This is a genomic window from Mesorhizobium cantuariense, assembly GCF_042647205.1.
GTDB lineage: Bacteria > Pseudomonadota > Alphaproteobacteria > Rhizobiales > Rhizobiaceae > Mesorhizobium > Mesorhizobium cantuariense.
In genome coordinates this window covers 2933866-2959391 of the sequence record NZ_JBHRVD010000001.1, presented here as the reverse complement: position 1 = coordinate 2959391, position 25526 = coordinate 2933866, and the positions used below count along the sequence as shown (strand labels likewise).

28 protein-coding genes and 1 pseudogene are annotated in these 25526 nt (G+C 60.7%); 16 read left to right on the top strand and 13 right to left on the bottom strand.

All coding sequences use genetic code 11. The annotated features are described in order from the left end of the window. Positions 1-574 precede the first annotated feature (574 nt). Together ACFOJ9_RS14045 and ACFOJ9_RS14040 are read right to left on the bottom strand one after the other, a co-directional pair. On the bottom strand, positions 575-1363 hold the full coding sequence (locus ACFOJ9_RS14045; RefSeq protein WP_378979404.1) for a hypothetical protein: 789 nt from the start codon (positions 1361-1363) through the stop codon (positions 575-577). After that, positions 1336-2733, bottom strand: a complete 1398-nt coding sequence (locus ACFOJ9_RS14040) for a KAP family P-loop NTPase fold protein (protein ID WP_378979403.1) — start codon at positions 2731-2733, stop codon at positions 1336-1338. Before ACFOJ9_RS14040 ends, ACFOJ9_RS14045 begins: the two co-directional genes overlap by 28 nt. A gap of 953 nt (positions 2734-3686) precedes the next feature. Between ACFOJ9_RS14040 and ACFOJ9_RS14035 the strand changes: the two genes are divergently transcribed. Next, complete coding sequence (locus ACFOJ9_RS14035) at positions 3687-4508, top strand: IS5 family transposase (RefSeq protein WP_378976343.1); 822 nt, start codon at positions 3687-3689, stop codon at positions 4506-4508. A 50-nt stretch (positions 4509-4558) separates the two neighbouring features. Here the strand turns inward: ACFOJ9_RS14035 and ACFOJ9_RS14030 are convergent, their stop codons facing one another. Beyond that, on the bottom strand, positions 4559-4987 hold the full coding sequence (locus ACFOJ9_RS14030; protein ID WP_378979402.1) for a hypothetical protein: 429 nt from the start codon (positions 4985-4987) through the stop codon (positions 4559-4561). Between the two features lie 541 nt (positions 4988-5528). Between ACFOJ9_RS14030 and ACFOJ9_RS14025 the strand changes: the two genes are divergently transcribed. Continuing rightward, positions 5529-5723, top strand: a complete 195-nt coding sequence (locus ACFOJ9_RS14025; protein ID WP_378987772.1) for a hypothetical protein — start codon at positions 5529-5531, stop codon at positions 5721-5723. On the opposite strand, the gene ACFOJ9_RS14020 is transcribed toward ACFOJ9_RS14025, so the two are convergent. Further along, the gene (locus tag ACFOJ9_RS14020; protein ID WP_378979401.1) at positions 5716-6294 is read right to left on the bottom strand and encodes an NUDIX domain-containing protein; all 579 of its coding nucleotides are present in this window, start codon (positions 6292-6294) and stop codon (positions 5716-5718) included. The genes ACFOJ9_RS14025 and ACFOJ9_RS14020 overlap by 8 nt on opposite strands. A gap of 154 nt (positions 6295-6448) precedes the next feature. Here ACFOJ9_RS14020 and ACFOJ9_RS14015 point away from each other — a divergent pair, with 154 nt between their 5' ends. From ACFOJ9_RS14015 to ACFOJ9_RS14000, 4 genes are all read left to right on the top strand, one after another. After that, on the top strand, positions 6449-7552 hold the full coding sequence (locus tag ACFOJ9_RS14015) for an NADH:flavin oxidoreductase/NADH oxidase (protein WP_378979400.1): 1104 nt from the start codon (positions 6449-6451) through the stop codon (positions 7550-7552). 134 nt (positions 7553-7686) lie between these two features. Further along, positions 7687-8022, top strand: coding sequence for an SH3 domain-containing protein (locus ACFOJ9_RS14010; protein WP_378979399.1), 336 nt, complete (start codon positions 7687-7689; stop codon positions 8020-8022). Between the two features lie 153 nt (positions 8023-8175). Continuing rightward, entirely contained in the window at positions 8176-8454 is a 279-nt protein-coding gene (locus ACFOJ9_RS14005) for a DUF982 domain-containing protein (protein ID WP_352629032.1), read from the top strand. Between the two features lie 29 nt (positions 8455-8483). Further along, on the top strand, positions 8484-8723 hold the full coding sequence (locus ACFOJ9_RS14000; RefSeq protein WP_378979398.1) for a DUF2188 domain-containing protein: 240 nt from the start codon (positions 8484-8486) through the stop codon (positions 8721-8723). 63 nt (positions 8724-8786) lie between these two features. Here ACFOJ9_RS14000 and ACFOJ9_RS13995 read toward each other — a convergent pair whose 3' ends face one another. After that, a complete protein-coding gene (locus tag ACFOJ9_RS13995) occupies positions 8787-9071 on the bottom strand; it encodes a hypothetical protein (RefSeq protein WP_378979397.1) in 285 nt (94 codons plus the stop codon). 100 nt (positions 9072-9171) lie between these two features. Further along, entirely contained in the window at positions 9172-10140 is a 969-nt protein-coding gene (locus ACFOJ9_RS13990) for an alpha/beta fold hydrolase (protein ID WP_378979396.1), read from the bottom strand. Positions 10141-10378: 238 nt separating this feature from the next. Between ACFOJ9_RS13990 and ACFOJ9_RS13985 the strand changes: the two genes are divergently transcribed. From ACFOJ9_RS13985 to ACFOJ9_RS13950, 8 genes are all read left to right on the top strand, one after another. Then, on the top strand, positions 10379-11122 hold the full coding sequence (locus ACFOJ9_RS13985; RefSeq protein WP_378979395.1) for a competence/damage-inducible protein A: 744 nt from the start codon (positions 10379-10381) through the stop codon (positions 11120-11122). 81 nt (positions 11123-11203) lie between these two features. Further along, positions 11204-12037: a universal stress protein gene (locus ACFOJ9_RS13980; RefSeq protein ID WP_378979394.1), complete on the top strand. Its 834-nt coding sequence runs from the start codon at positions 11204-11206 to the stop codon at positions 12035-12037. A 250-nt stretch (positions 12038-12287) separates the two neighbouring features. Continuing rightward, the gene (gpt, locus tag ACFOJ9_RS13975) at positions 12288-12788 is read left to right on the top strand and encodes a xanthine phosphoribosyltransferase (protein ID WP_120017341.1); all 501 of its coding nucleotides are present in this window, start codon (positions 12288-12290) and stop codon (positions 12786-12788) included. A 210-nt stretch (positions 12789-12998) separates the two neighbouring features. Beyond that, positions 12999-13487 carry an NUDIX hydrolase gene (locus ACFOJ9_RS13970; protein WP_378979393.1) on the top strand — a complete coding sequence of 163 codons (489 nt, stop codon included), beginning with the start codon at positions 12999-13001 and terminating at the stop codon, positions 13485-13487. A 123-nt stretch (positions 13488-13610) separates the two neighbouring features. Further along, positions 13611-13922, top strand: a complete 312-nt coding sequence (locus ACFOJ9_RS13965; protein WP_378987769.1) for a PilZ domain-containing protein — start codon at positions 13611-13613, stop codon at positions 13920-13922. A 658-nt stretch (positions 13923-14580) separates the two neighbouring features. Then, a complete protein-coding gene (locus tag ACFOJ9_RS13960) occupies positions 14581-18363 on the top strand; it encodes a vitamin B12-dependent ribonucleotide reductase (RefSeq protein ID WP_378979392.1) in 3783 nt (1260 codons plus the stop codon). Positions 18364-18369: 6 nt separating this feature from the next. After that, positions 18370-18573 (top strand): type II toxin-antitoxin system HicA family toxin, encoded by a 204-nt coding sequence (locus ACFOJ9_RS13955; protein WP_378979391.1) that lies wholly within the window; start codon positions 18370-18372, stop codon positions 18571-18573. A gap of 1 nt (position 18574) precedes the next feature. Further along, complete coding sequence (locus ACFOJ9_RS13950; RefSeq protein WP_024504399.1) at positions 18575-18781, top strand: type II toxin-antitoxin system HicB family antitoxin; 207 nt, start codon at positions 18575-18577, stop codon at positions 18779-18781. A gap of 50 nt (positions 18782-18831) precedes the next feature. Here the strand turns inward: ACFOJ9_RS13950 and ACFOJ9_RS13945 are convergent, their stop codons facing one another. The 3 genes from ACFOJ9_RS13945 to ACFOJ9_RS13935 form a co-directional block, all read right to left on the bottom strand. Then, on the bottom strand, positions 18832-19446 hold the full coding sequence (locus tag ACFOJ9_RS13945) for a hypothetical protein (RefSeq protein WP_378979390.1): 615 nt from the start codon (positions 19444-19446) through the stop codon (positions 18832-18834). 4 nt (positions 19447-19450) lie between these two features. Continuing rightward, a complete protein-coding gene (locus tag ACFOJ9_RS13940) occupies positions 19451-19852 on the bottom strand; it encodes a hypothetical protein (RefSeq protein WP_378979389.1) in 402 nt (133 codons plus the stop codon). A 153-nt stretch (positions 19853-20005) separates the two neighbouring features. Next, positions 20006-20971: a DUF3592 domain-containing protein gene (locus ACFOJ9_RS13935; RefSeq protein WP_378979388.1), complete on the bottom strand. Its 966-nt coding sequence runs from the start codon at positions 20969-20971 to the stop codon at positions 20006-20008. Positions 20972-21215: 244 nt separating this feature from the next. On the opposite strand from ACFOJ9_RS13935, the gene ACFOJ9_RS13930 reads away from it, so the two are divergent. Beyond that, positions 21216-21587 (top strand): VOC family protein, encoded by a 372-nt coding sequence (locus tag ACFOJ9_RS13930; protein ID WP_378987766.1) that lies wholly within the window; start codon positions 21216-21218, stop codon positions 21585-21587. Between the two features lie 43 nt (positions 21588-21630). On the opposite strand, the gene ACFOJ9_RS13925 is transcribed toward ACFOJ9_RS13930, so the two are convergent. Together ACFOJ9_RS13925 and ACFOJ9_RS13920 are read right to left on the bottom strand one after the other, a co-directional pair. Further along, entirely contained in the window at positions 21631-22239 is a 609-nt protein-coding gene (locus ACFOJ9_RS13925; RefSeq protein WP_378987763.1) for a class I SAM-dependent DNA methyltransferase, read from the bottom strand. Between the two features lie 39 nt (positions 22240-22278). Next, positions 22279-22449 (bottom strand): hypothetical protein, encoded by a 171-nt coding sequence (locus tag ACFOJ9_RS13920; RefSeq protein ID WP_378979387.1) that lies wholly within the window; start codon positions 22447-22449, stop codon positions 22279-22281. Between the two features lie 104 nt (positions 22450-22553). Between ACFOJ9_RS13920 and ACFOJ9_RS13915 the strand changes: the two are divergent. Next, positions 22554-23464 (top strand): annotated as a pseudogene (locus tag ACFOJ9_RS13915) (LysR family transcriptional regulator). Between the two features lie 10 nt (positions 23465-23474). On the opposite strand, the gene ACFOJ9_RS13910 reads toward ACFOJ9_RS13915, so the two are convergent. After that, positions 23475-24554, bottom strand: coding sequence for a glycoside hydrolase family 25 protein (locus ACFOJ9_RS13910; protein ID WP_378979386.1), 1080 nt, complete (start codon positions 24552-24554; stop codon positions 23475-23477). 149 nt (positions 24555-24703) lie between these two features. After that, positions 24704-25483 (bottom strand): phosphodiester glycosidase family protein, encoded by a 780-nt coding sequence (locus ACFOJ9_RS13905; protein ID WP_378979385.1) that lies wholly within the window; start codon positions 25481-25483, stop codon positions 24704-24706. Between the last annotated feature and the right edge of the window lie 43 nt (positions 25484-25526).

Sequence of the window (25526 nt, the reverse complement as noted above, 5' to 3'; positions counted from 1 at the left end):
GGTGCCAAGCGCTCGCTGCCTTCCAGGCGGCTTATCGCCCTTTCAATGTGACCGTCGCGTAGCCAGATGAAAAGCGCGGTCCCCGAAGCCATTCCATGCCAAATCTTTTTGGTTTCTTGTGCAGTCCAGGTGCTTCGCGATGCTGTGCTAACTCTGCTTCGGCTGTCCTCTTTAACTGGTCTCATCGTTGCAGCTTGTGCCGCATCCCGACCCGTCGTCCGGCGAAAGTGCTGCGCGCTCCTGCGGCTTTTCTTCAGTTTTTGAAGGGAAGCCAAGGGGCGCTGCCCCTTTTCTCCCTAACAGGCTGTGGAAAAAGGGACGGAGATACCCGTTTTGAATCTGGTTTGTGCTCGGTCTGATTCTGATACGTTCCGTGAACAAAACAGTTTTTCAACAGCCTGCTAAAGCGAAATCGACACGGCCGTGGCTCCGCGCCGTGCTTGTGCGCCCGCACCAAATCCGCATCGATTTCGCTTGTCCCTCCCAACCCCGGTCTCGCCGACGGGCAAGGGTTCAACGCAGAGCTTGAACCCGCCCTAGTCCTTAGCCAAGAAAGAACAAGGCGATCCAGGTATCAATCCCTTTCGCCCGATCGCTTACGATCCCAAGCGTCGAGAAACAGCCACACGGCTTTCATGGAGTCGGCATCAAGCTTGGCCTCTCGGACTATCCGCTCCAGCGCCTGCCGGAATGCCTGGGCGTCAATGATGTCTTCGTCGTCGCCGATATGTGCGACGGGGGTCATTTTTGAGACCCGATCGCCCATGCTGCCAAAGCCGCCCATGCCGAACGAGTACGACTTTCCAGTTAACTCACGGGCAAGGATTACCAACGAACTATCCTCGTTGAGTCGGGCGTCGGTCCATGCACGCACTTCCGTTGGATCGTTGTTGAGAAACTCACGCCAGCGATAGAGTAAGTACACAAGTTCAGGATGGTGAAGCAGTGATCCATCCGCTGCTGCGCCGCGAATGGCGCTAAGGGCAATGGCGGTTAGCGGCCTGATAGCGTCATTGGTGACGAGGCAATCCTCTTCCCGTGTAGGCCCGCCCTTTGATTCACGCAGATAGTCACCACGGGCCGAAGAGACGAAATCAACCAGCCATCCAAGTGTCGCCGATGGTATGGCAGCGAGATAGAGATCACTGCGTTCGTTCAACGTGAACCTATCACGGACAAGGCGGCGAATGAGCCAATGAAAACGCAGGCTTGTATTCCCCATGCCATTGAAGCCTCGATCGGCATCCTTCTCCAAATCGATCTCATCATGGATTTCGAAAAGCGCCCTCAAGAACGGCTCGGCCTTCGATTTTTCGATCCGCTTCGCGTGCGTCCTCAATTCATCGAGATAAACCGGCACCATTGAGCGTCCATTTCGGCGCACACTCTTTGCAGCATGACGAAGCTTCTCTTTAATAAAATCAACGTCGTCGGCGCGTTGCACGAGCTCGTCGATCTGTTTGGACGAGAGTGATTCATCACTGAGAGAGAGCCGGAAATAGGTGTCAAAATGAGCCTCAACGCGCACACCCTTCGTTCTGCATCCCATTCGGCGATCCATTCGCTCCCGTATCCCATCTCTTCAAGCTTCGGGAACAGCCTTTGCAGCGCATCCTTCGCAAGTTCACGGCGGCTTTCCGGCACGTCATCCAATAGCGGATCGAAACGCTTATACTTGTCGTAGTTACGCGCTCCAAAATCACGCACACCGCAGATATCGGATTTGTTTGCCCTTATCACTATAAACAAGCCCGGCTCATACAATCGTAAAGTTTCCAATGCGATGAAGTCGGCTAAATTCACCTCGCCCGCTATACTTGGCCAAGTGACGCTTATTGCGTTGTGGAAGCGTGCCACGTGCCGAGGTGTCGTCATATATGGAGCGACTACGTCATAAAAAATGTTCATGATTCGAACGACTTGCGATTCGTCCGGGTCGCCGCACACATCAGTGATTGACGCGAGTATGGCATTGTTCAAATCGGTCGGCAGCGGTACCGGTAGCTCGAAACCAGCCTGCACAATCTTCTCAAGGAAATGTGGACCCTCGGACGGATAGCGCTCCTGAACCGCCTTTTCCGCCAACTCCCTGTCGAAAACCAAAAGATACATTACGTTGGGCAACCGACCTATCGACTTCACCAGTCGGAATATCGCGATCGCTTCGTCGGGGTTGAGACGATCGATATCATCGATGACGACGAGGAATCGACGATCCTGCTTCTCTAGAACTTCGGCCAGTTTGCGGAAGGTCTTTTCGACGGTTTCGCCGTCAGGAAAGAATATGCTGGCAAATTTAGATGCCCCTGGGATCAATGTTGCCCAAGCGTTCCCACTTGCCAATGACACCGCAGTTCCGATTACCGGGCCTGCTTGGAGCAGGCGCTGGGTAAGGCGCGGGATTAGGTCCTTGACCCTGTCCCCCAAACTGGCTCGCAACACGCCGTTGAGGTTTTGAAGGAATGCTAGGGCAAGCGCCTCCTCTCCCCGATACCACCAACACTTGAAGTCAGTGACGACGAGTCCGTCATTCTTTTCGTCGCGAAGGGAGGACCTGATCAGATTGACGGCACTGCTTTTGCCGGAACCCCATGGACCATTGAGCGCAATGGTGGTTCCAATCGGCTTGTTGATGCGCAAGATACTTCTCGCGATCGACGTGGCAAATCCAGCCATGCCGTAGCGATCGTCTTCGGCAGTTTCAATTGGGCTATCGTTGAAGTAGCTGGTCATCGAATCTATAAGTCTGTGGGTTTGCGGCTAATAGAGTAGCATAATCACGATCTTGAAATTTTGAGCTGAATAAACCGAACCGCTCTCCGGGTTCTATATCACCGCCATCCAAGCTTTATTGCAATATTTGTGTAGCAGTTGGGCCGAATTGGCGAACTGACGAAAGGGCCTGCACGTCGTGATAGTGCGGCGGGGCCTGCTGACCGAGGGCAAGAGCTTCGCTTGATTCTGGCTTGCCGCAGGGTACGCGTGAGGGTTCGTCTCCCACCCCCTCTAGCCGGACAACGGTCGGAGCCTTTGCCTCAAAAGCGGAACCCTTTGCTGGCGGGGTCCTTTGACCCCTGTTTTGTCAGGCCCTCTGGCCTTCGGCTGTGGAAATAGTGGCAATTTTGGCACGATTTTTACACAGAATCCTACACATAGATGCATATGTAAGTCAAATAGCTGAATTATCTCAATAGGATGCTGTCAGACACAAGGGACTTAAAATCCCTCGATCTCTGATCGTACGGGTTCGATTCCCGGCGTCCGCACCAGCAGATAATTCTCATCCTATTTCCTCACGCCGTCAGCGTCGGAAAAGCGTGCTTGGCAGCCGCCAAGTTTCGAGTGCGGCTTTTTTGTTGTGCTGCCGCGACAATGCATGCGGACTATGGATGATACCATAAGTCGTTAAGATTGCTACAGTTTCACTATAAGAGTGAAATGCCACTATTTGCTGTGCAGATCGGGGCCGGAGCTTCTGATGATGTCGAAAGCTTGGGCGACGTGTTCATCTGTCAGGTGAATGGCGAAGTACCAGTCCGTTCTGTCACGCGGCACAAAACCGGTCGGGAAAACGTCGCTCCAGCTTTGCCGAAGAGCGTTTCCTAAGTGTCTGACCCGAAAAGAAGTTGGGTGATATCAGCGGCTTGTGATTCAGTCGGTGTTGCGAAGCATCGACGGAGAATCCCATGTGGACCGATATCACCCGAGCCAAGCATGCCCGCAAAGGGCTGCGGTATTCAAGCGATTTGACGGATATGGAGTGGGCGGTTCTTGATCCGGTGATTCCGCCCCGGTCCCGACTTGGGCGCCCGCCGAAATGGTCGCGGCGCGAGATCATGAATGGACTGTTCTACGTGCTGCGCAGTGGCTTGCCATGGCGGATGCTGCCCAGGGACTTGCCGCCGGTGTCGACGCTGCAGCGCTACTTCTACGCTTGGCGCGACTGCGGCCTTTGGAGCACCATCAATCATCTGCTGCTGATGAGCGTGCGTCTGGCCACCGGTCGCCAAGCCTCACCCAGCGCCGGCGTGATCGACAGCCAAAGCGTGAAAACCACGGAGAGCGGCGGGCCTTGCGGTTACGATGCCGGCAAGAAGATCAAAGGCCGCAAGCGCCATATCCTCACCGACACCCTGGGTTTGCTCGTCGGCGCGGTCATCCATACCGCCGATATCCAGGACCGCGACGGCGCTCCCGACGTTCTGGCCTCCATTCGAGCCAGCTTTCCTTGGCTGCGCCACGTCTTCGCCGACGGCGCTTACGCCGGTGAGAAGCTTGAGACCGCCCTTCATGGGAAAGGCGACTGGACGCTCGAAATCATCAAACGATCCGACACCGCCAAGGGCTTCGAAGTGCTTCCACGTCGATGGGTCGTCGAGCGCACCTTTGCATGGTTCGGACGAAACCGACGCCTGGCCAAGGACTTCGAGGCCACGATCGAAAGTTCCACCGCATGGCTCTTGCTGGCCTCCGCTCAGCTCATGACGCGCAGGCTGGCAAACCATTGATCCGCTTCAAAAACATTATGAGTCAGACTCTAACTTGTCTCGATTGTGCTTCAACGTATTGACCAGATCACGGACTGCGTCGAGCTTTGGATTAATGGAGATGCCCTTCGCAATTGTGAGGCTTCGAGTCTTTTGTGATCGGCCACGTCGTCGTAGGTTGTGACTCGGATCGCCCTCTCCCAGTGATGATAAAACGCAATTACGAATGCCTTTCGCAAGCCCATCAAAGCCTCGCCGGTGGCCTCAATTCGCGCCTCCAGTACATCTTCCTGATCCCAAATAACGTAGCCTTCTTCCGCGTCTCTTTCACCTTCCCACGGACCGCCTTCAGCAAGTGACTTTTGATAGTCCTGAGCGGCGGCTTCCGCCCGTTGAACATCGGCTTTCAGCGCCCCCGCAGCGGATTGGAAACTGGTCAGGAGAGTCTTTGCGCCTTCCTGAAACTCATAGCCATGGAGGTTAAAGTGAAGCGTGGCCATCGTGCCTCCCGCGAGCGGTTACAGTACCGTTTTACAGGATCACTTGCTAACCAATTGATTCCAAAAGCGCATGGTTCCCGGCGTCCGCACCATTCCTAGCCGATATAGATGTTAGATCGCCTCTTTATTGCGGACTCGGTAGCCCCTTTGCGCGGGTGCGCGCGTCTGGTGCGCTGCTCTGGCGACCTTCGGATGGCACGCCAAGCGTGGCACGATTCTTGCTTCCACAGCTTCAGGCATGCCGGGCGCAAGGACGCTGTTCCACATCGACACCGGCATGTGAGGTTGGGACAATGATGTCGCGCAAGCTTCTGTTCGGCCTTCCCGCAGCGTTCCTGGTCACGGCCTTGGGAGTAGCGCTGCTGTCGTCCGAGACCTCATGGGGATTTCTGACCGCGACCCAATCCGGTTCGGTCTTTTGTTCAAGCGGACCATCACGCGACACCGTATCGGCGTCGGCCTCGCGGGCTTTGCCATCATGTGGATAGCACAGACGAAATTCGGAAATGAACAGCCTTCGGCCTCTTACAGAGATTGGGCCATGGAAGGTTGGGCCTTGATCACTCGGTTGGCATCCGCCTTTCGCGAATTCGTTGCCCCACGCTACCGGCCAGAACTCCACTATATGCGCGGCCCGGGGCCGGCCTGCGCGCGCCGCGCGAGCGCAGGCCGATCTCTTGCAGTGAGACCGATCATTTCGCCGCGGCGCGCCAGAAAGCCGTCACGACTCAAATAGCGATCGGATTCAGCTTCAGGTGTTGGATCAGGATAATGGTCTTGGCATCGATGATGCGGCCATCGGCGATACCGGCGAGTGCCTCGTCGAGCGGCATTTCCAGCACCTCGATGTCCTCGCCTTCTTCCGGGGCGCCGCCACCGGCTGAGATGCGGTCGGCGGGCGAATAGCGGGCGATGAAGAACCAGAGCCGTTCGGTGACGCTGCCCGGGCTCATATAGGGCGAAAACAGCCGCTCCACGTCCTTCAACCGGTAACCGAGTTCTTCCTCAGCTTCCTTGCGGATGGCGGTCTCTGGATCGTTCTCGTCGAGCAGCCCGGCACAGGCCTCGATCAGCGGCTCGCGGTGGCCGGTGACGTAGGCGGGATAGCGGAACTGGCGCACCAGAAGCACGGTCGAACGCGAGGGATCGTAAGGCAGGATCACCGCGCCGTCGCCGCGATCATAGGTCTGGCGCACCTGCGTCTCCCACTGCCCGTCACGCCGGCGGTAGTCGAGGACGGTCTTCTTCAGGACGGCCCAGTCGTCTGAGAGGATCTCCTCCGAACGGATGCGAATGCGATCTTCCATCATGGTCTCCATGCTGTCTGCGGCGCGGCGTAGCCGCGAACCGGCGTTTCGGCAATGCCGTCAGTGATTGGTCCAGAAGCCGTTTCACCGCCTCGTGTCTGGCGAAGGCTCGATCGGTTGCTTAAATAGCTGCTAACACTCCCCGGAGTTTCTCATGACAGCATCGCTTTTCCAGCCGATCACCCTCGACGGCCTCACCTTCCCCAATCGCATCGCCGTCGCGCCCATGTGCCAGTACTCCGCCGAAGACGGCTCGGCCAGCGACTGGCACCTCTATCACTGGATGAACCTCGCAATGTCCGGCGCCGGCATGGTCACGGTCGAGATGACCGATGTCGAGCGGCGCGGGCGCATTACGCATGGCTGCCTCGGCCTTTATTCCGAAGACAATGAGGCTGCCGCCCGCCGGGCGCTGGATGCGGCAAGACGGGTCGCGGCTCCCGGCACGAAGTTCGGCTCCCAGCTTGCCCATGCCGGCCGCAAGGCCTCGAACCGCAAGCCGTGGCAGGGCGGCGGGCCGCTGCAGCCGAACGAGGATCCCTGGCAGACCGTGTCGGCCTCGGCCATCGCCTACGACACAGGCTGGAACGTGCCGCACGCGCTCGAGGACGAGGAGATCCAGCAGCTTATCGAACGCTTCACTGATGCGGCAAGGCGGGCCGAACGCGCCGGCTTCGATTTCCTCGAACTGCACGCAGCACACGGCTATCTGATCTTCCAGTTCCTGTCGCCATTGTCCAACCAGCGCACGGATCGCTGGGGCGGCTCGCTGGAAAACCGCGTGCGTCTTGTCGTCGAGATCGCCAAGGCAGTGCGAAAGGCAACGCCAAAGCTGATGCTCGGCGCGCGGCTGTCGGTGAAGGATTGGGTCGATGGCGGTTTCGACGTGGAGGACGCGATCGAAGTGGCGAAAGCACTCAAGGACGAGGGCGTCGCCTATCTCTGCTGCTCGAGCGGCGGCAATTCGCCGTTGCAGAAATTGCCCGCCGGCCCCGGCTACCAGGTGCATCTGGCGGAGGCGGTACGCAAGGGTGCTGATATTCCGACCCGCGCGGTCGGCCTGATCGACGACCCGAAGCAGGCCGAAGCGATCCTCACTGAGGGCCGCGCCGACATGGTGGCGCTGGCGCGCGCCTTCCTGGCCGACCCGCGCTGGGGATGGCGTGCGGCGGCGACATTCAGCGAGACAATCCACCCGGCGCCGCAACTTGCCCGCTCAGTCACCACGATGCAGCATTGGATGAAGGCGGCGGGCTGACCGGCGCGCGCTCCTGACAACGGCGCGATCTCCCCTAGCTCCGGACAGTTTGCCGCGGCTTCGCTTCAATTCTGTCCGCAACCTGTTACGTTTGGTGAGGCTGCGGCGGGCGCGGCAGGGCTTGGGAGGAAATCATGTCGTTCAGGGCATTCTTGCCGGTTGCAGCGCTGACCCCGGTTGCAGCGCTGACCGTTGTGGCCGGATTTTGGATCGGCACATCGACGCCGGCCGACGCACAATATTGCGAGGGCACGGTGCACGGCCTGTCCGGCCGCTACAATCTGGCGACCGGCAGCGGCTTTCTCGCCGTTCGGACACGACCGAACTCGTCGTCGCGGATGATCGGCCAGCTGTTCAATGGCGATCACACAGAGATCTTCGACCAGCGCGGCAACTGGTATCAGGTCGAAATCGGCGGCCGGACCGGCTGGGCAAACGCCCGCTGGCTGCGCAACGATTGCGGCTACTGAGACGCCCGTGCAGTTCACCCAAAAGTGGATCCGGTTTTGGGATAACGACATGCATCAACCAAAGACCTAAGGCGCGTCGCAAACGCGACGCGACTTTTGGGCGCAGGCTGAAGGCCATGGTTGCAACCAAATTGGCTGCTTTGCGTTGCGGCCATGATGGACAACAAACCTTTTGAAGTGCCGGTCGTCGTCGAACTCGGCCACGTCGGCAAATATCGCCATATCCGCAGTGCCCAGGAGGCGGCGGAGTGCCTGATGACGGTGTGGCCGCTCAATCGCGGTCCGCGCCATCGTGATGCCCTCGACACTTGCCTCAAAGTGCTGGAAGGTTATCGTTCGACAGCAGATGCGCGCCGGGCGCTGATTGAAGCCGCCAAGGAATCGGAAGTGCTGGTGCCCGACGACAAACTGCCCGACGACCGGCTGCATTGAACAGACGGACCTTTCAACTGGAGGTTTTCATGGCGAAGCTGACCTACAAGATCGTCGAGCATGACGGCGGCTGGGCCTACAAGGTCGGAGCGACCTTTTCCGAGACTTTTTCCACGCATCAGGACGCTCTGCGCGCCGCCGAAATCGCTTCGGCCGAGCAGCAGATCGCTGGCGCCACGGACGGCATCCAATACGAGGACGCCGAAGGCAAATGGCACGAGGAACTGGCCGACGGCCGGGACCGGCCGCAAACAGAAGTTTCCGACTAAGGCAGGGCGCCGGCCACAAACGTCCGGAGAGAAGACGTTCCGCAGCCAGCAATGCCCATAGCTCTATTTGCCGCAGTACTGATCGTTGACGTTCTGCCCGGCATTGGCATCAGGACCAGGCGTGTGATCGGCACATGGGCCGACCGCGCCGGTGTTGCCCAAGGTGTTCAACCCGGAGCCGTCTGCATTGATGCTACCGGTGGTGCTGGGATCGACAGTCGTCTGGTCTTCATTGCCGAACAGCCACCAGTTGTGACGGCTGGAATAGGTGCTGTCCGACGACTGCGCCATCGCCGACGTGGCGAGACCGATCGTCAGGACGGATGCTGCGAGAAGTTTTGTATACATTTGAATTACTCCATATCTTCGTCGTCTTGGGGTGCGACACGGGTAAAACCCGGCAATCAGCCGAATGGTTCCTTGAAATTGTCGTGAGGCCGCGGTGATGTCAGCTGGAAAATGCCCGGCTGGCAATGCGCTCGACGAATGCGGCGATCCGCTCCGGCGCGACGAATTGCGGCATGTGCCCCATTCCCTCGACCAACTCGAAATCGAGCCCCTCGATCCTTGACGCCATCGGCTCACCCTGGGTGCGAAAGCTGGTCACGCCATCGGCATCGCCGAAAAGAATGCCGGCCGGCATGGCGATCTCGCCATAGCGGCCCTCGATGCGGCCAAGGTCGCGCTCGATCGCCACGACATCGCAGGACATGGCATAGAAATGGGCTGGCCTGAGTCCGAGCCACCCGCCTCCCGCGACCATGTAGTCGCCGGGCAGGACCTGCGGCGCGAAGATGTATTCCATTGTCGGCCGCGCATATCTGAGGCTCGTCGGTATCGCCAGGGTATAGCTCATGATCCGGCGCCACAGGCGTGACGGGATATAGAGCGAGCCCAACTTTTCGCGCGCACCGGCTTCCATATGAGTCAATGGCGACAACAGGGCGATACCGGAAATCGCCTCAGGGTGCTCCACGGCAAGGGTCAGTGCGACGGCGCCGCCCAGCGAATGACCGACCACCAGCGGCCTTTCCAGCCCAAGCGCTTCGATGAAGCGGCGTACGATCTCGGCCTGTTCGGGCAGCCGGCCGGTGGCGCCGCTCGCCCGCACCGAATAGCCCGCCCCCGGTCGATCGAGCGCGATCAGCCGATAGCCCGGACCGAACTGGCCGAACAGAGTGTGCCGGAAATGATGGAGTTGGGCACCAAGCCCGTGCACGAAGACGATCGGCCGCCCCTCACCCTGATCGACATAGTGGATGCGGTTGCCGTCGATCTCGATGAATTTTCCAACCGGCGGCACCAGCCTTTCGGCCTTGGCCGCGATCCACAACGTCGCCAGCACCAGACTTGCGACCACGAGGACAGCCAGCAACAACAGGACGACCAGCAGCCACGACAGAATCGACAACAGCATTGTTCACCCGAACCAGAGCCAGCTTGAGCTTAGCTGCCTCCGATCCAGGTGCAACCTTCCGTCGAAACGGGCGAGCGCGAGGGCCGCCCGTTTCGACGGTCGATTTCTGTGATGCGGCGGGCGGTCGGGCATTCAATGGATATCTCGGCATATGGGTGCAGATTGTTCACCGTTCGGGCGGATTGCGGCCGCTGCCGCACCGCGCTATCTCAGGCGACCTTTCTTGCCGGAGCTTCCCATGCCTGAAATCGTAACCGCCGCCATGCTCGTCATCGGCGATGAGATTCTGTCCGGCCGCACCAAGGACAAGAACATCGGCCATCTCGCCGATATCATGACGGCGATCGGCATCGACCTGAAGGAAGTGCGCATCGTCCCGGACGAGGAAGACGAGATCATTGCTGCGGTGAACGCCGTGCGCAGCCGCTACACCTATGTGTTCACCACCGGCGGCATTGGCCCGACCCATGACGACATCACGGCCGACTCCATTTCCAAGGCCTTCGGCGTGCCTTGCGAATACGATGCCAAGGCCTATGCGATGCTGGAGGCAAGCTATGCCGCGCGCGGCATCGAATACACCGAGGCGCGCAAGCGCATGGCGCGGATGCCGCGCGGCGCCGATCTCATCGACAATCCGGTGTCGGTTGCGCCCGGCTTCCGCCTCGGCAACGTGCATGTCATGGCCGGTGTGCCGTCGATTTTCCAGGCCATGCTCGACAATGTCGTGCCGACGCTGAAGGCCGGCACCAAGATGCTGTCGGCGACCGTGCCCTGCCCCTTCGGCGAAGGGCTCATTGGCGGGCCGCTTGGCGACATTCAGAAAGCGCATCCGGACACGATCATCGGCTCTTACCCGAAATATGGCGACGGCAAGTTCTGGACCGAACTTGTCGTGCGTGCCCGCAGCCAGGAGGCGCTGGACGCCGCCCGCGCCGATGTCGAGGCAATGGTGGCCGGGTTCGCCAGCAATCCCGGCTGATCTGGTCCAGACCGGAACCAAGCACGACGCTGCAACGTTTCTTCGGCACGAGTTCGATAGCTCGTAGACTGAGGGATTATCATGCGATTCAAAACCATCGTCGCCATTCTGCAGAACGAGCAGGACGCGGAGCGGGTGCTCGACTGTGCCATTCCGCTCGCCACCCGGTTCCAGAGCCATCTGGTCGGCATCCATGCCGAAACGCTTCCCGTGCCCTACACTTCGGCCACAGGCTTTCCGGACACCGAGTTCCTGCAGGTTTCGGCCGACATGAACCGAGAGCGGGCCGAGAAGCTGCAGGCCTTGTTTCTCAGCCATATCCAGGATTCCGGTCTTTCCTTCGAGTGGCGAAGCCTGGAAAGCTTTTCGGGCGACAGCGCGCTGACCGGCATTTCGAGCGTGCGCGCCGCCGATCTGATCATAGCGGCGCAGCGCGAAACGGGCGGTGACTCGAGCGCGGATGTCGACACGCTGGTTTATGACGCCGGCCGGCCGGTGCTGGTGGTGCCGCATGCGGGTCCGCTGGTCACCACCTTCAAACACGTGCTGCTCGCCTGGAACGGCAGCAAGGAAGCGGCGCGCGCCGCCTTCGACGCATTGCCCTTCATCATCGAAGCCGAGAAGACCGACATATTGGTCATCGACCCCCCTGAAACGCTTGACGACAGCCCAGAGGCCGCCGGCGCCGAAATCGCCTCCGCGCTATCGCGCCACGGCGCCACCGTCAGCGTCTCGGTGCAACAATCGGGTGGCAATTCGATCGACGACATCATCCAGACCAGGATCGCGGAGACCGGCGCCGATCTGCTGGTGCTCGGCGCCTACAGCCACTCATGGCTGCGCCAGCTTCTGTTCGGCGGCGTGACACGCAGCGTGCTGCGCACCGCGCCGGTGGCAGCCTTCCTGTCGCGCTGATGCAGGTCGCTCAAAAGTGGCTCCGGTTTTGAGACAACGACTTGCATGGGATAGAGACTTAAAACGCGTCGCATGAATCCGTTTCGACGCGACGCACTTTAAGTCCACAGCGATCGCTGGCCCCTGCCCCTGCCAGGCCCCTGCTCTTGCCAAGACCCTACTCTTGCCAAGAAGGGGGCTTTCCGGCTAATTCCGCGCGCATTCCCCTGTTTTCTTGCGCGCGATCCCCGCGTGCTGCGGAGTGCGCGACATGTCCCTTCCCGAAAAAGCCTTTCCGGTCTCCTGGGACCAGTTCCATCGCGACGCCCGCGCGCTCGCCTGGCGGCTGGCCGGCGCCAACAAGGGGCAGTGGAAAGCGATCGTCTGCATCACGCGAGGCGGGCTGGTCCCCGCGGCGATCATCTCGCGCGAACTCGGCATCCGCGTCATCGAGACGGTCTGCGTCGCCTCCTATCACGACTATACGAGCCAGGGGCAGCTGCAGGTCCTCAAAGAGATCACCCCCGCCCTACTCGTCGATGACGGCGCCGGCGTGCTGATCATCGACGACCTGACCGACACCGGCAAGACGGCGGGCATCGTGCGCGCGATGATGCCCAAGGCGCATTTCGCCACCGTCTACGCCAAGCCGAAAGGCCGGCCGCTGGTCGATACTTTCGTCACCGAAGTCAGCCAGGACACCTGGATCTATTTCCCATGGGACATGGGCTTCACCTACCAGAAGCCGATCGCCGACGACCACGCCGGCTGATTCGCAACAACCTGCCTGTTACATACAAGCAGCTTGCGCCGGGCATGATTTGCTTTCGCAAACGGGCCCGGCAGGTAGGATATTTTGCGAAATCGACGCCTATTGGTGGAAATCAGCCAGGCGAATGAAATTTTTACTTTTATTGCCGACAATTAGCCGTAAGATTTGTAAGACGGCAAACGATTCTGGAGGCTGGGGCTAGCTTCTTCGATGTTGACGAGGCCAACGACACACAATCATCTGGCCGAAAGGGTCCGACGGCTCTTCGGCACGGCGCCGTGCCGCCTGCAGGTTGCCGCCCTGCCTTGGCGCGATACCGGGAACGGTGTCGAGATCATGCTGATCACCAGCCGCGATACCGGTCGATGGGTGTTGCCTAAGGGTTGGCCCGAGGCCAGGGAGCCACTGTGCGAGGCCGCAGCGCGCGAGGCCGGCGAGGAAGCCGGGCTGCGCGGCAGTGTCTCTCATCTCGAAGCCGGCCGTTACTTCTACGCCAAGGTGCTGGCTTCCGGCGAAGAAGTGCCGTGCGAGGTCCTGGTGTTCCCGCTGCACGTCGACAAGATCGCCGACCGCTGGAAGGAAAAACACTCCCGCACCCGCAAATGGGTCCGTTCCAGCGAAGCGGTGCGCATGATCAACGAACCCGATCTTTGCCAGATCATCGCTTATTTCTGCGCCGACCCGCACAGCTTCCCCTGACGGGCGGCCACACCGCGCCCTTTGCAAACGGTTTGCAAAGGCAGACACACATTGCCGCGCATCGACGTGAATGCTTTGCTAAGTAATCGAGGGTACGATTCGGCAGCTCTGGTATTTTCATCGATGGCGAACCCTGCAAATCCAATTCCGGACGAGTCCGACGAGCCCCAGCGCGAGCATCGTCCGCGCGTGCTCAAGGGCGGTTCGATCATCACCGGAATTTCGAATTCGGAAGTCGGTTGCACGCTGCGCAATCAGCACGAAGGTGGCGCCGAACTGAAGATACCGCTCGAAGCCCGGGTTCCCGATCGCTTTCTTCTCTATGTGCCGCTCGACGGCATTGCCTATCGGTGCGAGGTCCGCTGGCGGCGTAACGACCGTATTGGGGTGCAGTTCACCAGCACCGAGCCAAAACCCAGGCTGCATTACGGCTGATCCTCCCGGGACGCGGTGGTTGGCAGGCTCGCGCCTCACGACACTTTGGATCGTTGCCGCACCTGCGCTGCCCGCCGGCGACAAAATCGCGATCGCTGCACCGCCATTCTATCCCCGTTATCCACATATGTGACACACAAGATGTTGGGGTCACAAAAGCTACGCAAACGAATCCTTGACGACGCAAAACGAGTCGCCTTTTATAGGCCATGCGCTCCTGTTGAGAGTGCGACCGGAAAGTTCTGAGCCCGGTCTTTTTCCCGGATTATGTGCGTTTTGCTCGCATTTCCGCCTGTTTACGAGGCCGGCGGAAGCGTTGGAATTGTGGGGCGGTTGGGGACGATAGGGACAATTGCCGGACTTGAATAAATTGTCTGTTAATACTATATTTAGTGTTTGCAGGTAGGTTCGACGCTAGATAGTGTGAATTTCCCTCGAGCGAGGGAATCGAAAAAAATCAGTTTTGAGGACCCGCAGGGTTCGTCAGCGCGTTGGACAGGCACTTCGCAAGGAGTTTGACCAGCAGGGCCGGCGAAGACTGCGAAATGGAGAGCCGGCCGTTTTCGAACGCCGGCAGACGGCGGACATGCGCGTTTCGCATCGGGGGGCAGAAATCCCTGGGGAAAAGCGCTATATATAGACAAAAGGGACCGGACCAATGCGCATCGAGCGTCGTTTCACCAAGCCAGGACAATCTGCCTATGCGGAGATCGAATTCCGCAAGGCGCTTTCGGAGATCAAGAATCCGGATGGTTCGGTGGTGTTCCGCTTGGACAATATCGACGTGCCGGCGCAGTTCTCCCAGGTTGCCGCCGACATCCTGGCGCAGAAGTATTTCCGCAAGGCCGGTGTCCCCGCGCGCCTGAAGAAGATCGAGGAGAACGATGTCCCCTCCTTCCTGTGGCGCTCCGTCGCCGATGAGGCCGAACTGGCCAAGCTGCCGGAAGCCGAGCGCTACGGCTCCGAGATCGACGCCCGCCAGGTCTTCGACCGGCTGGCGGGCACCTGGACCTATTGGGGCTGGAAGGGCGGCTACTTCAAGGCGTCGGAGGAAGACGCGCGCGCTTTCCGTGACGAGCTTGCATACATGCTGGCCACCCAGCGCGTGGCGCCGAATTCGCCGCAATGGTTCAACACCGGTTTGCATTGGGCTTATGGCATCGACGGCCCGAGCCAGGGCCATTTCTATGTCGACCCGTTCACCGGCAAGCTGACCAAGTCGAAGTCCTCCTACGAGCATCCGCAGCCGCATGCCTGCTTCATCCAGGGCGTGCAGGACGACCTCGTCAACGAGGGCGGCATCATGGACCTTTGGGTGCGTGAAGCGCGCCTGTTCAAATACGGCTCAGGCACCGGCTCCAACTTCTCGCTGCTGCGCGGCGAAGGCGAAAAGCTGTCGGGCGGCGGCCGCTCGTCCGGCCTGATGAGCTTCCTCAAGATCGGCGACCGCGCGGCGGGCGCCATCAAGTCGGGCGGCACGACGCGCCGCGCCGCGAAAATGGTCATTGTCGACGCCGACCACCCCGATATCGAGGAATTCATCGACTGGAAGGTCAATGAAGAGCAGAAGGTCGCCTCGCTGGTGACCGGCTCCAAGATCGTCAAGAAGCATCTCGAAGCGATCATGAAGGCCTGCGTCAACTGCGAAGGCAATGGCGACGACTGCTTCGACCCGTCGGTCAACACCGCGCTGAAGCGCGAGATCAAGGCGGCCAAGAAGTCCGCCGTGCCGGAGAACTACATCTACCGCGTCATCCAGTTCGCCAAGCAAGGCTACTCCCAGATGTCGTTCAAGACCTACGACACCGACTGGGATTCGGATGCCTATCTCACCGTATCCGGCCAGAACTCCAACAATTCGGTGTCGCTGAAGGACAATTTCCTGCGCGCCGTCGAAGACGATGCCGACTGGCACCTGACCGCCCGCAAGGACGGCAAGGTGATGAAGACGCTGAAGGCCAGGGATCTCTGGGAAAAGATCGGCTACGCCGCATGGGCGTCCGCAGATCCCGGCCTGCACTTCAACACGACGATGAACGACTGGCATACCTGCGCGTCCGCCGGTGCGATCCGGGCGTCCAATCCGTGCTCGGAATACATGTTCCTCGACGACACGGCCTGCAACCTCGCCTCGATCAACCTGCTGCCCTACCGCAACGCGGACGGCACCATCGATATCGCAGCCTACGAGCACACCGTGCGGCTGTGGACCGTCGTTCTGGAAATCTCCGTCATGATGGCGCAGTTCCCGTCGAAGGAGATCGCCAAGCAGTCCTACGAATACCGCACGCTCGGCCTCGGCTATGCCAACATTGGCGGCCTGCTGATGACATCAGGCATTCCCTACGATTCCGACGAGGGCCGCGCCATCTGCGCCGCCCTCACCGCGATCATGACCGGCGTTGCCTACGCCACTTCGGCCGAGATGGCTTCCGAGCTCGGCGCCTTCGCCGACTACGACCGCAATGCGCAAAACATGCTGCGCGTCATGCGCAACCATCGCCGTGCCGCCTATGGCGAGAAGCAGGGCTATGAGAAGCTCGCCGTCAACCCGGTGCCGCTGGTCGCTTCCGACCTGAAGCAGCAGGACCTTGCGACCCACGCCAAGGCCGCCTGGGACCGCGCCATCGAGCTCGGCGAAGAGCACGGCTACCGCAATGCGCAGGCAACCGTGATCGCGCCGACCGGCACGATCGGCCTGGTCATGGATTGCGACACCACTGGCATCGAGCCTGACTTCGCGCTGGTGAAGTTCAAGAAGCTGGCCGGCGGCGGCTATTTCAAGATCATCAACCGCGCCGTGCCGGAGGCGCTGCGCACGCTCGGCTACTCCGAAGCCCAGATCGGCGAGATGGAGGCCTATGCGGTCGGCCACGGCAACCTCAACCAGGCGCCGGCAATCAACCCCGGCGCGCTCAAGGCCAAGGGTTTCACCGACGACAAGATCGTGGCGCTCAACGCGGCGCTGAAGTCGGCCTTCGACATCAAGTTCGTCTTCAACCAGTGGACGCTCGGCGCCGACTGGGTGAAGGAGACGTTTGGCTTCACCGACGAGCAGCTCAACGATTTCTCGTTCGAGATCCTGCCGGCGCTGGGCTTCTCCCGCAAGGACATCGAGGCCGCCAACATCCATGTCTGCGGTGCGATGACGCTGGAAGGCGCGCCCTTCCTCAAGGCCGAACATCTCGCTGTGTTCGACTGCGCCAGCCCGTGCGGCAAGATCGGCAAGCGCTCGCTGTCGATCAACAGCCACATCCAGATGATGGCGGCAGCGCAGCCCTTCATCTCCGGCGCCATCTCCAAGACCATCAACATGCCCAACGATGCGACGGTGGAAGACGCCAAGGGCGCCTACATGCTGTCGTGGAAGCTGGCGCTGAAGGCCAACGCGCTCTACCGCGACGGCTCGAAGCTGTCGCAGCCGCTCAATTCCTCGCTGCTCGCCGATGGCGAGGACGACGAGGATGAAGCCCTGGAGCAGCTGATCGCCGCACCGGCGGCGGCCCGCGCGGCACAGATCACCGAGCGGATCGTCGAGCGCATCATCGAGCGTGTGTCGCGCGAGCAGGAAAAGCTGCCCGGCCGCCGCAAGGGCTACACGCAGAAGGCCAAGATCGGTGGCAACACCATCTTCCTGCGCACCGGCGAATATGACGATGGCCGTCTCGGCGAGATCTTCATCGACATGAACAAGGAAGGCGCGACGCTGCGTGGCCTTCTCAACAACTTCGCCATCGCCATCTCGCTCGGCCTGCAGTACGGCGTGCCGCTCGACGAATATGTGCACGCCTTTACCTTCACCAAGTTCGAGCCGGCCGGTATAGTGCAGGGTAACGACGCCATCAAGAGCGCGACGTCGATCCTCGACTACGTGTTCCGCGAGCTGGCGATCTCCTATCTCGGCCGCAACGACCTCGCCCATGTCGACCAGTCGGACTTTTCCAACACCGCGCTTGGCCGTGGCATCAGCGAAGGCAAGACCGACGCCGTCTCCAAGGGCCTGACCCGTGGCGCCTCGCCGGTGAAGCTGGTGTCGCGGGTGAGCGGCAACGATCCGAAAGGCTTTGCGGCGCCCTCGGGCACCCCTGCCCGCTCAGTGCCGACCGCCTTCTCCGGCTCCAACGTGCTGGCGCTGAAACCGGCCAGCGACGAAGCGGTCGCCTACAAGCGCGACTATGAGGAGCGGGCGAAGGAACTGGCCGAGGACATCGCCTTCGAGGAGGCGGTGGGTGCTGCGTCCGACACCACGGCGGCGCTATTCACCGACGCCGCCGCCAATGAAGCGGCCGAGGCGAAGAAACTCGCCAACGACCGCCGCGCCAGGTCGCTGCTGCAGGGCTACACCGGCAATTCCTGCTCCGAGTGCCAGAATTTTACCATGGTGCGGAACGGGACTTGCGAGAAGTGCGACACGTGCGGCGCGACGAGCGGGTGCAGCTGAGAACTGATGCCGCCTCGGCTTACGGTTCGCGAAGTCATTCGCCTGCTGGAGGCTGACGGCTGGTATCTGGTTGCAACCAAAGGCAGTCATCGCCAATATAAGCACAAGATCAAAGCCGGCCGCGTCACCGTGGCCGGCAAGCCGTCTGAAGAGGTTGCGCCAGGGACACTGAACAGCATCCTCAAGCAGTCCGGTTTGAAGGAGTCATGACATGCGTTACGCGGTAGTAATCGAAAAAGCAGGGAATAATTTTTCTGCCTATGTGCCGGACCTGCCAGGCTGCATCGCAACCGGCGCGACAGTCCCTGAGGTAGAAACCGAGATTCGCGACGCAATACGCTTTCACATCGAAGGTTTGCGCGCCGATGGGCTGGACGTGCCCAAAGGTGTCAGCCTCGCGGAGTACGTAGAGGCATAGAAGGCGCTGCTGCGATCCATTCAATCCGGATCAGCCTCTGACCTCAGCGCCTATTCCGCCGGCAAGACCTGCAACGTCTGCTCATCGAACAGCGGCTCGTCCTGGCCGATGCGGACGAACAGCACTTTGCGCGCCTCACCCGCAGGCACCTCGAAATACTGGATGCCGTCAGGCATTTCGCCCCAGGCGCCGCAGGGCGGTTCGGGGACTTCATCGGGGCTGGCAAGCGCTTTCAGCTCTTTCGCATAGGCGGCGTCGGGGCTGAATGTGTAGCGTTTGATGCCGGCGGGTACGGTGCCCTCGGTGTAGGGCGCCAGCACGCAGCGCGCGCTGACCGTCTTGTCGGTCTTTTCCAGGAACAGGCGCTGCAAGGCAGCCTCGGCGGTTTCACCTGATATGATGTCGAAGACCTCGACAAGAGGGTCGGCCGCGCCGCCATCGCTGTATTTGATGGCAAGCGCATTGCCGGCGAATTCGAAGTGAATCTGGCGGAAGCCGAAGTCGCAGCGTTGCACCCAGGCGGCCAGCCCAACAGTCTTGTCGGAAAGCCTCTCCCAGACGCATTTGTCGATGGGCGGGCGCGAGGGCGCCGGCTCGTCAGCCCGCGCCACGGCGGATATCGTCGCAGATGCAAGCAGGGCGCTGGCCCAGATAATCGATCTCATGGCGCTATTCATTGCTGCATCCTGTCAAAGTGAAGGCGTCCGACGCCGAACCCTCGGGATTGGCATTGGCGAAATCGGCTCCTTCGGCGAAAGCCACGCCGAAATCGGGCAAAAGCAGCCCTTTCGGCGCCGGTGTCGCTTCGCGCGAATTCAGCTGCTCGGCGCCACCGCCGGTCAAGGCATAGACCTGTCCATCCCATATCCTGCACAGCCCGCTGCCGTCCTGCAGCCCCGCTTCGCGGTCATCGTCGGTGCAGGTGTGGCGGATGGTGCCGAGCGGAAAGGAATTCCTGCCGTTGGTCCAGGTGATGTCGGCCGGCAGGCTTGTGCCGGTGTTGGGCACGGTCAGCGAAAACACTTGCGTCGTCAGCGCCGCCGGCTCGTTGGCGAGCGGCCGGAATTGCATGACGGCGCCGAGCGCGGCTCCCGATAGGTGGCGTGGCTCAGCAGGCAGTCTTTTGCAAAGGCCGCCTGCATCGGGCCGAGCAGCCCCAGGAGGACGAAGGCCAGTCTGCGGGTGATCATCGGAAATGCCCTGGAAGCGTCATGAAGGCCACGCTCAGAGCAGCCCGACCAGAAACGCAGCGCCGCCGAGAAAGCCAGCCGAACAGACCCACAGCATCCAGAGCCCGCGCACCCGGCATTCGAGCACCGCCGAGCCGGGGTTGGCGGGGTCATAGTACACGTCGACCTTGCTGCCCTCGACATACTCTCGTGCCTGGCCGCCGACGAGGCCGGGCAACGAAGCCGTCACGGTGGCGCCGAAGGTCACACGATCGGCGCTGTAGCGCTGGCCGGCGACGCCATAGGAGTAGACGATGCGGGATTTGAAGACGGTGCGCCAGCGTCGATAGCCTGAATGGGTTCGAAGCGCCTGCAGGCCCGAGGCATCGATGCGGCCGGCGGTGACCGGCCATTTTGCAGCCTGCTCGGCTAGCGATTTCTGGGCGAAACCCATGCGCAGGATAAACAGCCCCATGAACAGTAGCAGCGCTCCCGCCCCGAGGTTCTGCGGCTTGGGCAGATGCGGGCCGATCGCCTCCAGCACGCCGCCGACGGAAAACACCAGCACCAGTGCGCCGACCACCAGTCCGGCCGAAAGCTGGACCATGAACTTGAAGGCGCCGTCCGGCATGGTGCGCTCGATCACGGCTTTGCTCGGATCGGCCGGATTGTAGAAGGCAGTCACCTCCGCGCCTCGCGGAAACTGGGCAAGGGTTTCGGCGACTTCGAAATTCCCCAAATTCTCCTTCACGCTGTAGCGTGAGCTTTGAAATTTCTTGCCGCCGACCTTGTATTCAAAGGTGATCGCCGGAAAATTGCGCATTTCGGTGGTATCAGTGCTGTCCGAGCCAACGCCCGAGCGTCTCACTTCACGGGCTTCGACGCGCGAAGAGATGATCTTTCCCGGCGTCGGCAGCCAGCGGCTGAGTGCCTTCACCTCTCGCCATTTCAGGAAGGTGATGAGCGACAACATGCCCGCGACCACGCAGGCAAAGCCGACAAGCATAATCTTGAGTTCCAACTCGTCTCCCCCCAGGAGTGCAGGAGCCTTCAGATAGACAGCATGGCGGCGGCAATGTCTTGTATTTTCGCAGAGTCTAAAGTGGTCAGCCAACCGAATATGCCCGAGCGCAAGTCGGCGTCGGAACGTCATGCCGGCTGGCGCGTGCTGGCCCGGCGTATCGCCGCCCTTGACGTCGCCACCATTGTTGAGCATCCACCGCAGCGGCAGTCATCCCGCGCGCTCGAAATCCCTGGAAGACAACATGATTGATCATATGACCATCGAAGTTGGCGACCTGGAGAAGAGCAAGCTCTTCTACGAACGCGCTTTCGCGCCGCTGGGGTATCGCCTCTCCTTTGGCAAAGAGGGCGTGTTCTGGGCTTTTGATGTCGGCAATGGCTGCCTGTTCGAGATCCAGCGAACGAACGAGAAGCAGCCGCTCACCCATCTGCATGTCGCTTTCCGGGTCGCCAGCAAGGCAGAGGTCGATGCATTCTATCGTGCAGCACTCGAGGCCGGTGCGAAAGAGAATGGCGCGCCCGGGCCGCGCCCGGACTATGCGGAGAACTACTACGCCTGCTTCGTGCTGGATCCGGATGGATACAATATCGAGGCGATGATCAACCAGGTGTGACGGGAGCGCTTCCTTCCACCTGTTTTGGGAGAGGAAGCGACGGTCATGCTGGCCTCACGGCCAGGAACGTGTTCCATTCTTCGCTATCGCGGCCGACGTTGAAATCATCCCTGATCAGAACCAGCCCGGCGCTTTCGAGGCGGGCCGCGAAATCGTCCCTGCGCCAGTAGACCCTGTGATATTCGCCTGATGTCTCGCCATCGCCATTGCGCATCGAGACGAGAAAGACGCCGCCCGGCCGCAGCGACCCGGCTATCTTGGCAAGCACCTGGTCGGTCTGGTCGCGCGGCACATGGATCAGGACGCACAGGGCCAGGACCGCGTCGTAGGGGCCGCCGAGATCGTCGGTGAGGAGATCGAGGAGCTCACCCTTCTTGCCGCGCGCGGCCTGCAGCTCCAGAAACCGCTTGGTTGCATCGGTGCGCCGAACCTTGACGCCCAAATTCTCGAGAAAATCGGCATCGTATCCAGCACCGGATCCGACTTCCAGAATCCGACCGCCTGTGCCGGCGATCGCCACAAGGCGCTTCAGCGATGCCTGCTCTCTCTCGTTGGGAACATGGCGCACGATGGCATCATACTGTTCCGCATAGTCCTCATAAGCACTGATCGTTTGACGGCTCTTCGTCAGAGCATCCGATGACACACCCATCTTGTCCTCCCCTGCATCGATGTTGGTCAAAGAGTTTCCTTAGCGAATGCTGCCGGCGGAAGCGTGCCCATCGAGCAAGCCGATATCGCGCTTGAAATGGTCCGACAGCGCACGCTGGTCAAGCAGGCCGCGTGAGCGGGTCCTGAAGGGAGCGGCGAAAAGGTCGAGGATCGGACGACGAAACGTGCCGTGCGAGGTGATGAAGGTCATTGCCATGTCCTTTCGGGTTCGAGTTGATGAACAGAGCATGCCTGTTTGCAGCCTTGGATTCCAATCGAACGTCGAGTACCATGCATCAGGAGGATTGATGTGTCATGAGTTGGGAGCTACCGCCGTTAGGCGCTATCAGGGTGTTTGAAGCCGCGGCGCGGCTGGGCAGTTTCACCAAAGCCGCCGAAGAACTCGGCATGACCCAGTCAGCCGCCAGCTATCAGATCAAGGTGCTGGAAGAACGCGCCGGAACGCCGCTTTTCATAAGAAAAACAAGGCAAATCGCCTTGACCGAGGCAGGACAGCAGCTGGCGCCGCACGCAACGGGCGCGTTCTCAGCCCTGGCGGATGCGTGGGTCGCCACCAAGGGCGGAGCGGCCGGCGTGCTTTCCGTCACAACCATGGCAACATTTGCATCGAACTGGCTGGCCGTATGGCTTGGAACATTCCAGTTGATGCATCCCGATCTCGCCGTGAAGGTGGATACATCGTCCCGGCTGGTGGATTTCGCGCGCGAGGACATGGATATCGGCATTCGAACCGGCACTGGAAAATGGCCCGGCCTGGCGGCTCATTATCTGTTCAAGGCGGATTACACGCCAATGCTCAGTCCAGAACTGGCCGAAAGCGTGGGCGGTATTCGGCACCCTGAGGATCTCTACAAGGTAGCGCTATGCGGTCCTGACGACCCCTGGTGGAAAACCTGGTTTGAAGCAGCCGGTGCGGTCTTCGATCGTGATCGCGTCATCGCCGGTCCGGCACTCGGTGGCCAGGCTTACGACGCGATGGCCGCACTGACCGATCAGGGCGCTGCAATCCTCACGCACAACCTCTACAGCGCCCTGCTTGCAAAGGGACAGTTGCTACAGCCGTTCGAAGTCGTCGGATCTGATGGCGATGGCTATTGGCTGGTGCATCTGGAAAGTCGCCGCAACACGCCGAAGATCAAGGTGTTCAGGGATTGGGTGCTCTCCCAGACAGCGGACACCGGGAGAGCGAAGGACGCCGCGCCTGATGGACTTGTTTCAGTTGGCGTCGGCTACGGTCTGCCGTCCGCCAGCCCAGGCGCGCCAGGCGCGTTCGTCGCCGTGGAAGACGTTGAGGTCGATGCGGCCGGTGACGCCGTGCGACAGGCCGGAGCCGGAATATTGCCAGAACAGCCATTTGCGGTCGGGGTAGACCTTTGACGGGTGCCGCGCCACGGCCCGCAGCCAGAACGGATAATCGAGGAAGGCGCCGCGCAGATTGTCGCGGTAGAAGTCAGGCGCGGTGTAGATGATGGGCCGCTGGCCGTAGTGGCGCTCCAGCCTGTCCATGAACACCTGCATCTTCTCCAGCACCTTTTCGCGCGACGGCCGCCGCTTGCAGCTGGACTCGCCGTTCCACTCGACGTCGATCACCGGCGGCAGCGCGCCTTCGACCCTGGGCACGTTGCGGATGAACCAGTCGGCCTGCTCGCCGGCCGTGCGGCACCAGTAGAAGAAATGATAGGCGCCGCGCTTCAGGCCGGCGGCGTCGGCATTGCGCCAGTTCCTGGTGAACATCGGATCGAGGTGGTCGCCACCGTCGGTCGCCTTGATGTAGGCGAAGTTGGCGCCCTGGGCGCGCAGCTTGTTCCAGTTGACGTTGCCCTGCCAGCGCGAGACGTCGACGCCGTGCACGGCAAGGTGGCGGGGCGAACCCTTGCCGAAATTGATCGGCTTGGCATCGCGAAAACCGTAGCGGGTGACCGGCCCGGCAAGCATCGGGGGTGCCGCGCGGCTCAGCAGCCTCGGCGGCGATACCAGGGCCGCCGGCTCGATTGAGGGCTCGACGCTATCGGACGGTTCAGGCGCTGAAAGCGCCACCGTTTGTTCCTCCGCCAGCCCGAAGGGCCGTGGACTTTCGTCCGGGGCATTGTCAGACATGGGCGCCATTTCGGCCCTCGTCGCGCGTCTGGCCATTGCCTGCGGGACGGCCGCTATAGGTGCCGGCGGCCGGATCACGGAACTGGTGGTCTCGCTCGACGGCTTCTGCAAATCCAGCGCGTCGACGCCGGCCGTCGACGAGCAGCCGGCAAGGCATAGCGATGCGATCAAGAAACTGATGGCGCCCGAAATCCGCATCTGGACCTGTACTCAAAACACAACAGACCGAGGGCGAAACGACAGCCGACGGACAAACCAGATCGATTATGAACGAGAAATTACCAATAAAGTTTGAATCAAGTTTTTTTTCGCCCATACAGCGTGCGGCAAGGGCGATGGAAAACCGGCTAGGATTTCCTGAAAACGCCGATCATCGGCCCGAGATTCCAGTAGTCGTCGCTGCGGCCAATGGCAGGCGCGAACAGGCTCGATATCGTTCCGTCGAGGAACAGCGCGTTCTCGCAGCCGAGCGCGTCGCGGAACAGACGGGCGAAGGCATGGAAGGTCACCGTGCCGTTCGAAATCGCAAAGACCGCGACGCCGTCCTTTCGCACCCCGACACCGTCGCGGGTTTTTCGCGAGGTGCCGTCGGCCTGGAACTTCGGATGCAACTTGCCGTCGATCACCAGCATCGGCCCGGATTGCGTCGCATAGTCGACGCTCGGACGCTTTTTCACGAAATCCCTGGTGGCACGGACCGCGGCCTTGCCGTCGTGCATGTAGAAAATGCCGTTCGGCTGCAGGGAAAAATTGCCGCTTCCCGAACCCGTCTTCACCGTGGCCATTTGCTGGCCACGCTCGACATATAGACCGACCGGCGCGAGGTTCGGGTGATACATGCCGGCATTGATGCCAAACAGCATGGTGCGCCCGGCCGCCTGTTGCGAGGCATGAAGATTGTGCAGCGACTGAAACGGCTTGCCCGCCGGATCCTTCCAGAACAGCTCGACCTGATATCGTTTCGGATCAACCTCGCAAACGAGATAGCTGGTCGCCTCAAAGGCGAAGTCCCGGCATGGCGGCAGCGAAGCGACCCACTGACCAATTCCCATGCCGAGTGCCGCCACCGACGGCAACGCGCCCTTAGCCAGCAGCGGCAGCAATTGCAGAAGGGTCAAGAAATCCATGCGCGTACCGGAATCCAGATTCGGGTCGGTACGGATATAGCCC

Bases quoted from the DNA above. Each gene is read 5' to 3' on its own strand.
- ACFOJ9_RS14045 (WP_378979404.1), bottom strand. From the start codon at position 1,363: ATGGTGCCGGTTTATCTCGATGAATTGAGGACGCACGCGAAGCGGATC.
- ACFOJ9_RS14040 (WP_378979403.1), bottom strand. From the start codon at position 2,733: ATGACCAGCTACTTCAACGATAGCCCAATTGAAACTGCCGAAGACGAT.
- ACFOJ9_RS14035 (WP_378976343.1), top strand. From the start codon at position 3,687: ATGTGGACCGATATCACCCGAGCCAAGCATGCCCGCAAAGGGCTGCGG.
- ACFOJ9_RS14030 (WP_378979402.1), bottom strand. From the start codon at position 4,987: ATGGCCACGCTTCACTTTAACCTCCATGGCTATGAGTTTCAGGAAGGC.
- ACFOJ9_RS14025 (WP_378987772.1), top strand. From the start codon at position 5,529: ATGGAAGGTTGGGCCTTGATCACTCGGTTGGCATCCGCCTTTCGCGAA.
- ACFOJ9_RS14020 (WP_378979401.1), bottom strand. From the start codon at position 6,294: ATGGAAGATCGCATTCGCATCCGTTCGGAGGAGATCCTCTCAGACGAC.
- ACFOJ9_RS14015 (WP_378979400.1), top strand. From the start codon at position 6,449: ATGACAGCATCGCTTTTCCAGCCGATCACCCTCGACGGCCTCACCTTC.
- ACFOJ9_RS14010 (WP_378979399.1), top strand. From the start codon at position 7,687: ATGTCGTTCAGGGCATTCTTGCCGGTTGCAGCGCTGACCCCGGTTGCA.
- ACFOJ9_RS14005 (WP_352629032.1), top strand. From the start codon at position 8,176: ATGATGGACAACAAACCTTTTGAAGTGCCGGTCGTCGTCGAACTCGGC.
- ACFOJ9_RS14000 (WP_378979398.1), top strand. From the start codon at position 8,484: ATGGCGAAGCTGACCTACAAGATCGTCGAGCATGACGGCGGCTGGGCC.
- ACFOJ9_RS13995 (WP_378979397.1), bottom strand. From the start codon at position 9,071: ATGTATACAAAACTTCTCGCAGCATCCGTCCTGACGATCGGTCTCGCC.
- ACFOJ9_RS13990 (WP_378979396.1), bottom strand. From the start codon at position 10,140: ATGCTGTTGTCGATTCTGTCGTGGCTGCTGGTCGTCCTGTTGTTGCTG.
- ACFOJ9_RS13985 (WP_378979395.1), top strand. From the start codon at position 10,379: ATGCCTGAAATCGTAACCGCCGCCATGCTCGTCATCGGCGATGAGATT.
- ACFOJ9_RS13980 (WP_378979394.1), top strand. From the start codon at position 11,204: ATGCGATTCAAAACCATCGTCGCCATTCTGCAGAACGAGCAGGACGCG.
- gpt (WP_120017341.1), top strand. From the start codon at position 12,288: ATGTCCCTTCCCGAAAAAGCCTTTCCGGTCTCCTGGGACCAGTTCCAT.
- ACFOJ9_RS13970 (WP_378979393.1), top strand. From the start codon at position 12,999: ATGTTGACGAGGCCAACGACACACAATCATCTGGCCGAAAGGGTCCGA.
- ACFOJ9_RS13965 (WP_378987769.1), top strand. From the start codon at position 13,611: ATGGCGAACCCTGCAAATCCAATTCCGGACGAGTCCGACGAGCCCCAG.
- ACFOJ9_RS13960 (WP_378979392.1), top strand. From the start codon at position 14,581: ATGCGCATCGAGCGTCGTTTCACCAAGCCAGGACAATCTGCCTATGCG.
- ACFOJ9_RS13955 (WP_378979391.1), top strand. From the start codon at position 18,370: ATGCCGCCTCGGCTTACGGTTCGCGAAGTCATTCGCCTGCTGGAGGCT.
- ACFOJ9_RS13950 (WP_024504399.1), top strand. From the start codon at position 18,575: ATGCGTTACGCGGTAGTAATCGAAAAAGCAGGGAATAATTTTTCTGCC.
- ACFOJ9_RS13945 (WP_378979390.1), bottom strand. From the start codon at position 19,446: ATGAGATCGATTATCTGGGCCAGCGCCCTGCTTGCATCTGCGACGATA.
- ACFOJ9_RS13940 (WP_378979389.1), bottom strand. From the start codon at position 19,852: ATGCAATTCCGGCCGCTCGCCAACGAGCCGGCGGCGCTGACGACGCAA.
- ACFOJ9_RS13930 (WP_378987766.1), top strand. From the start codon at position 21,216: ATGATTGATCATATGACCATCGAAGTTGGCGACCTGGAGAAGAGCAAG.
- ACFOJ9_RS13925 (WP_378987763.1), bottom strand. From the start codon at position 22,239: ATGGGTGTGTCATCGGATGCTCTGACGAAGAGCCGTCAAACGATCAGT.
- ACFOJ9_RS13920 (WP_378979387.1), bottom strand. From the start codon at position 22,449: ATGACCTTCATCACCTCGCACGGCACGTTTCGTCGTCCGATCCTCGAC.
- ACFOJ9_RS13910 (WP_378979386.1), bottom strand. From the start codon at position 24,554: ATGCGGATTTCGGGCGCCATCAGTTTCTTGATCGCATCGCTATGCCTT.
- ACFOJ9_RS13905 (WP_378979385.1), bottom strand. From the start codon at position 25,483: ATGGATTTCTTGACCCTTCTGCAATTGCTGCCGCTGCTGGCTAAGGGC.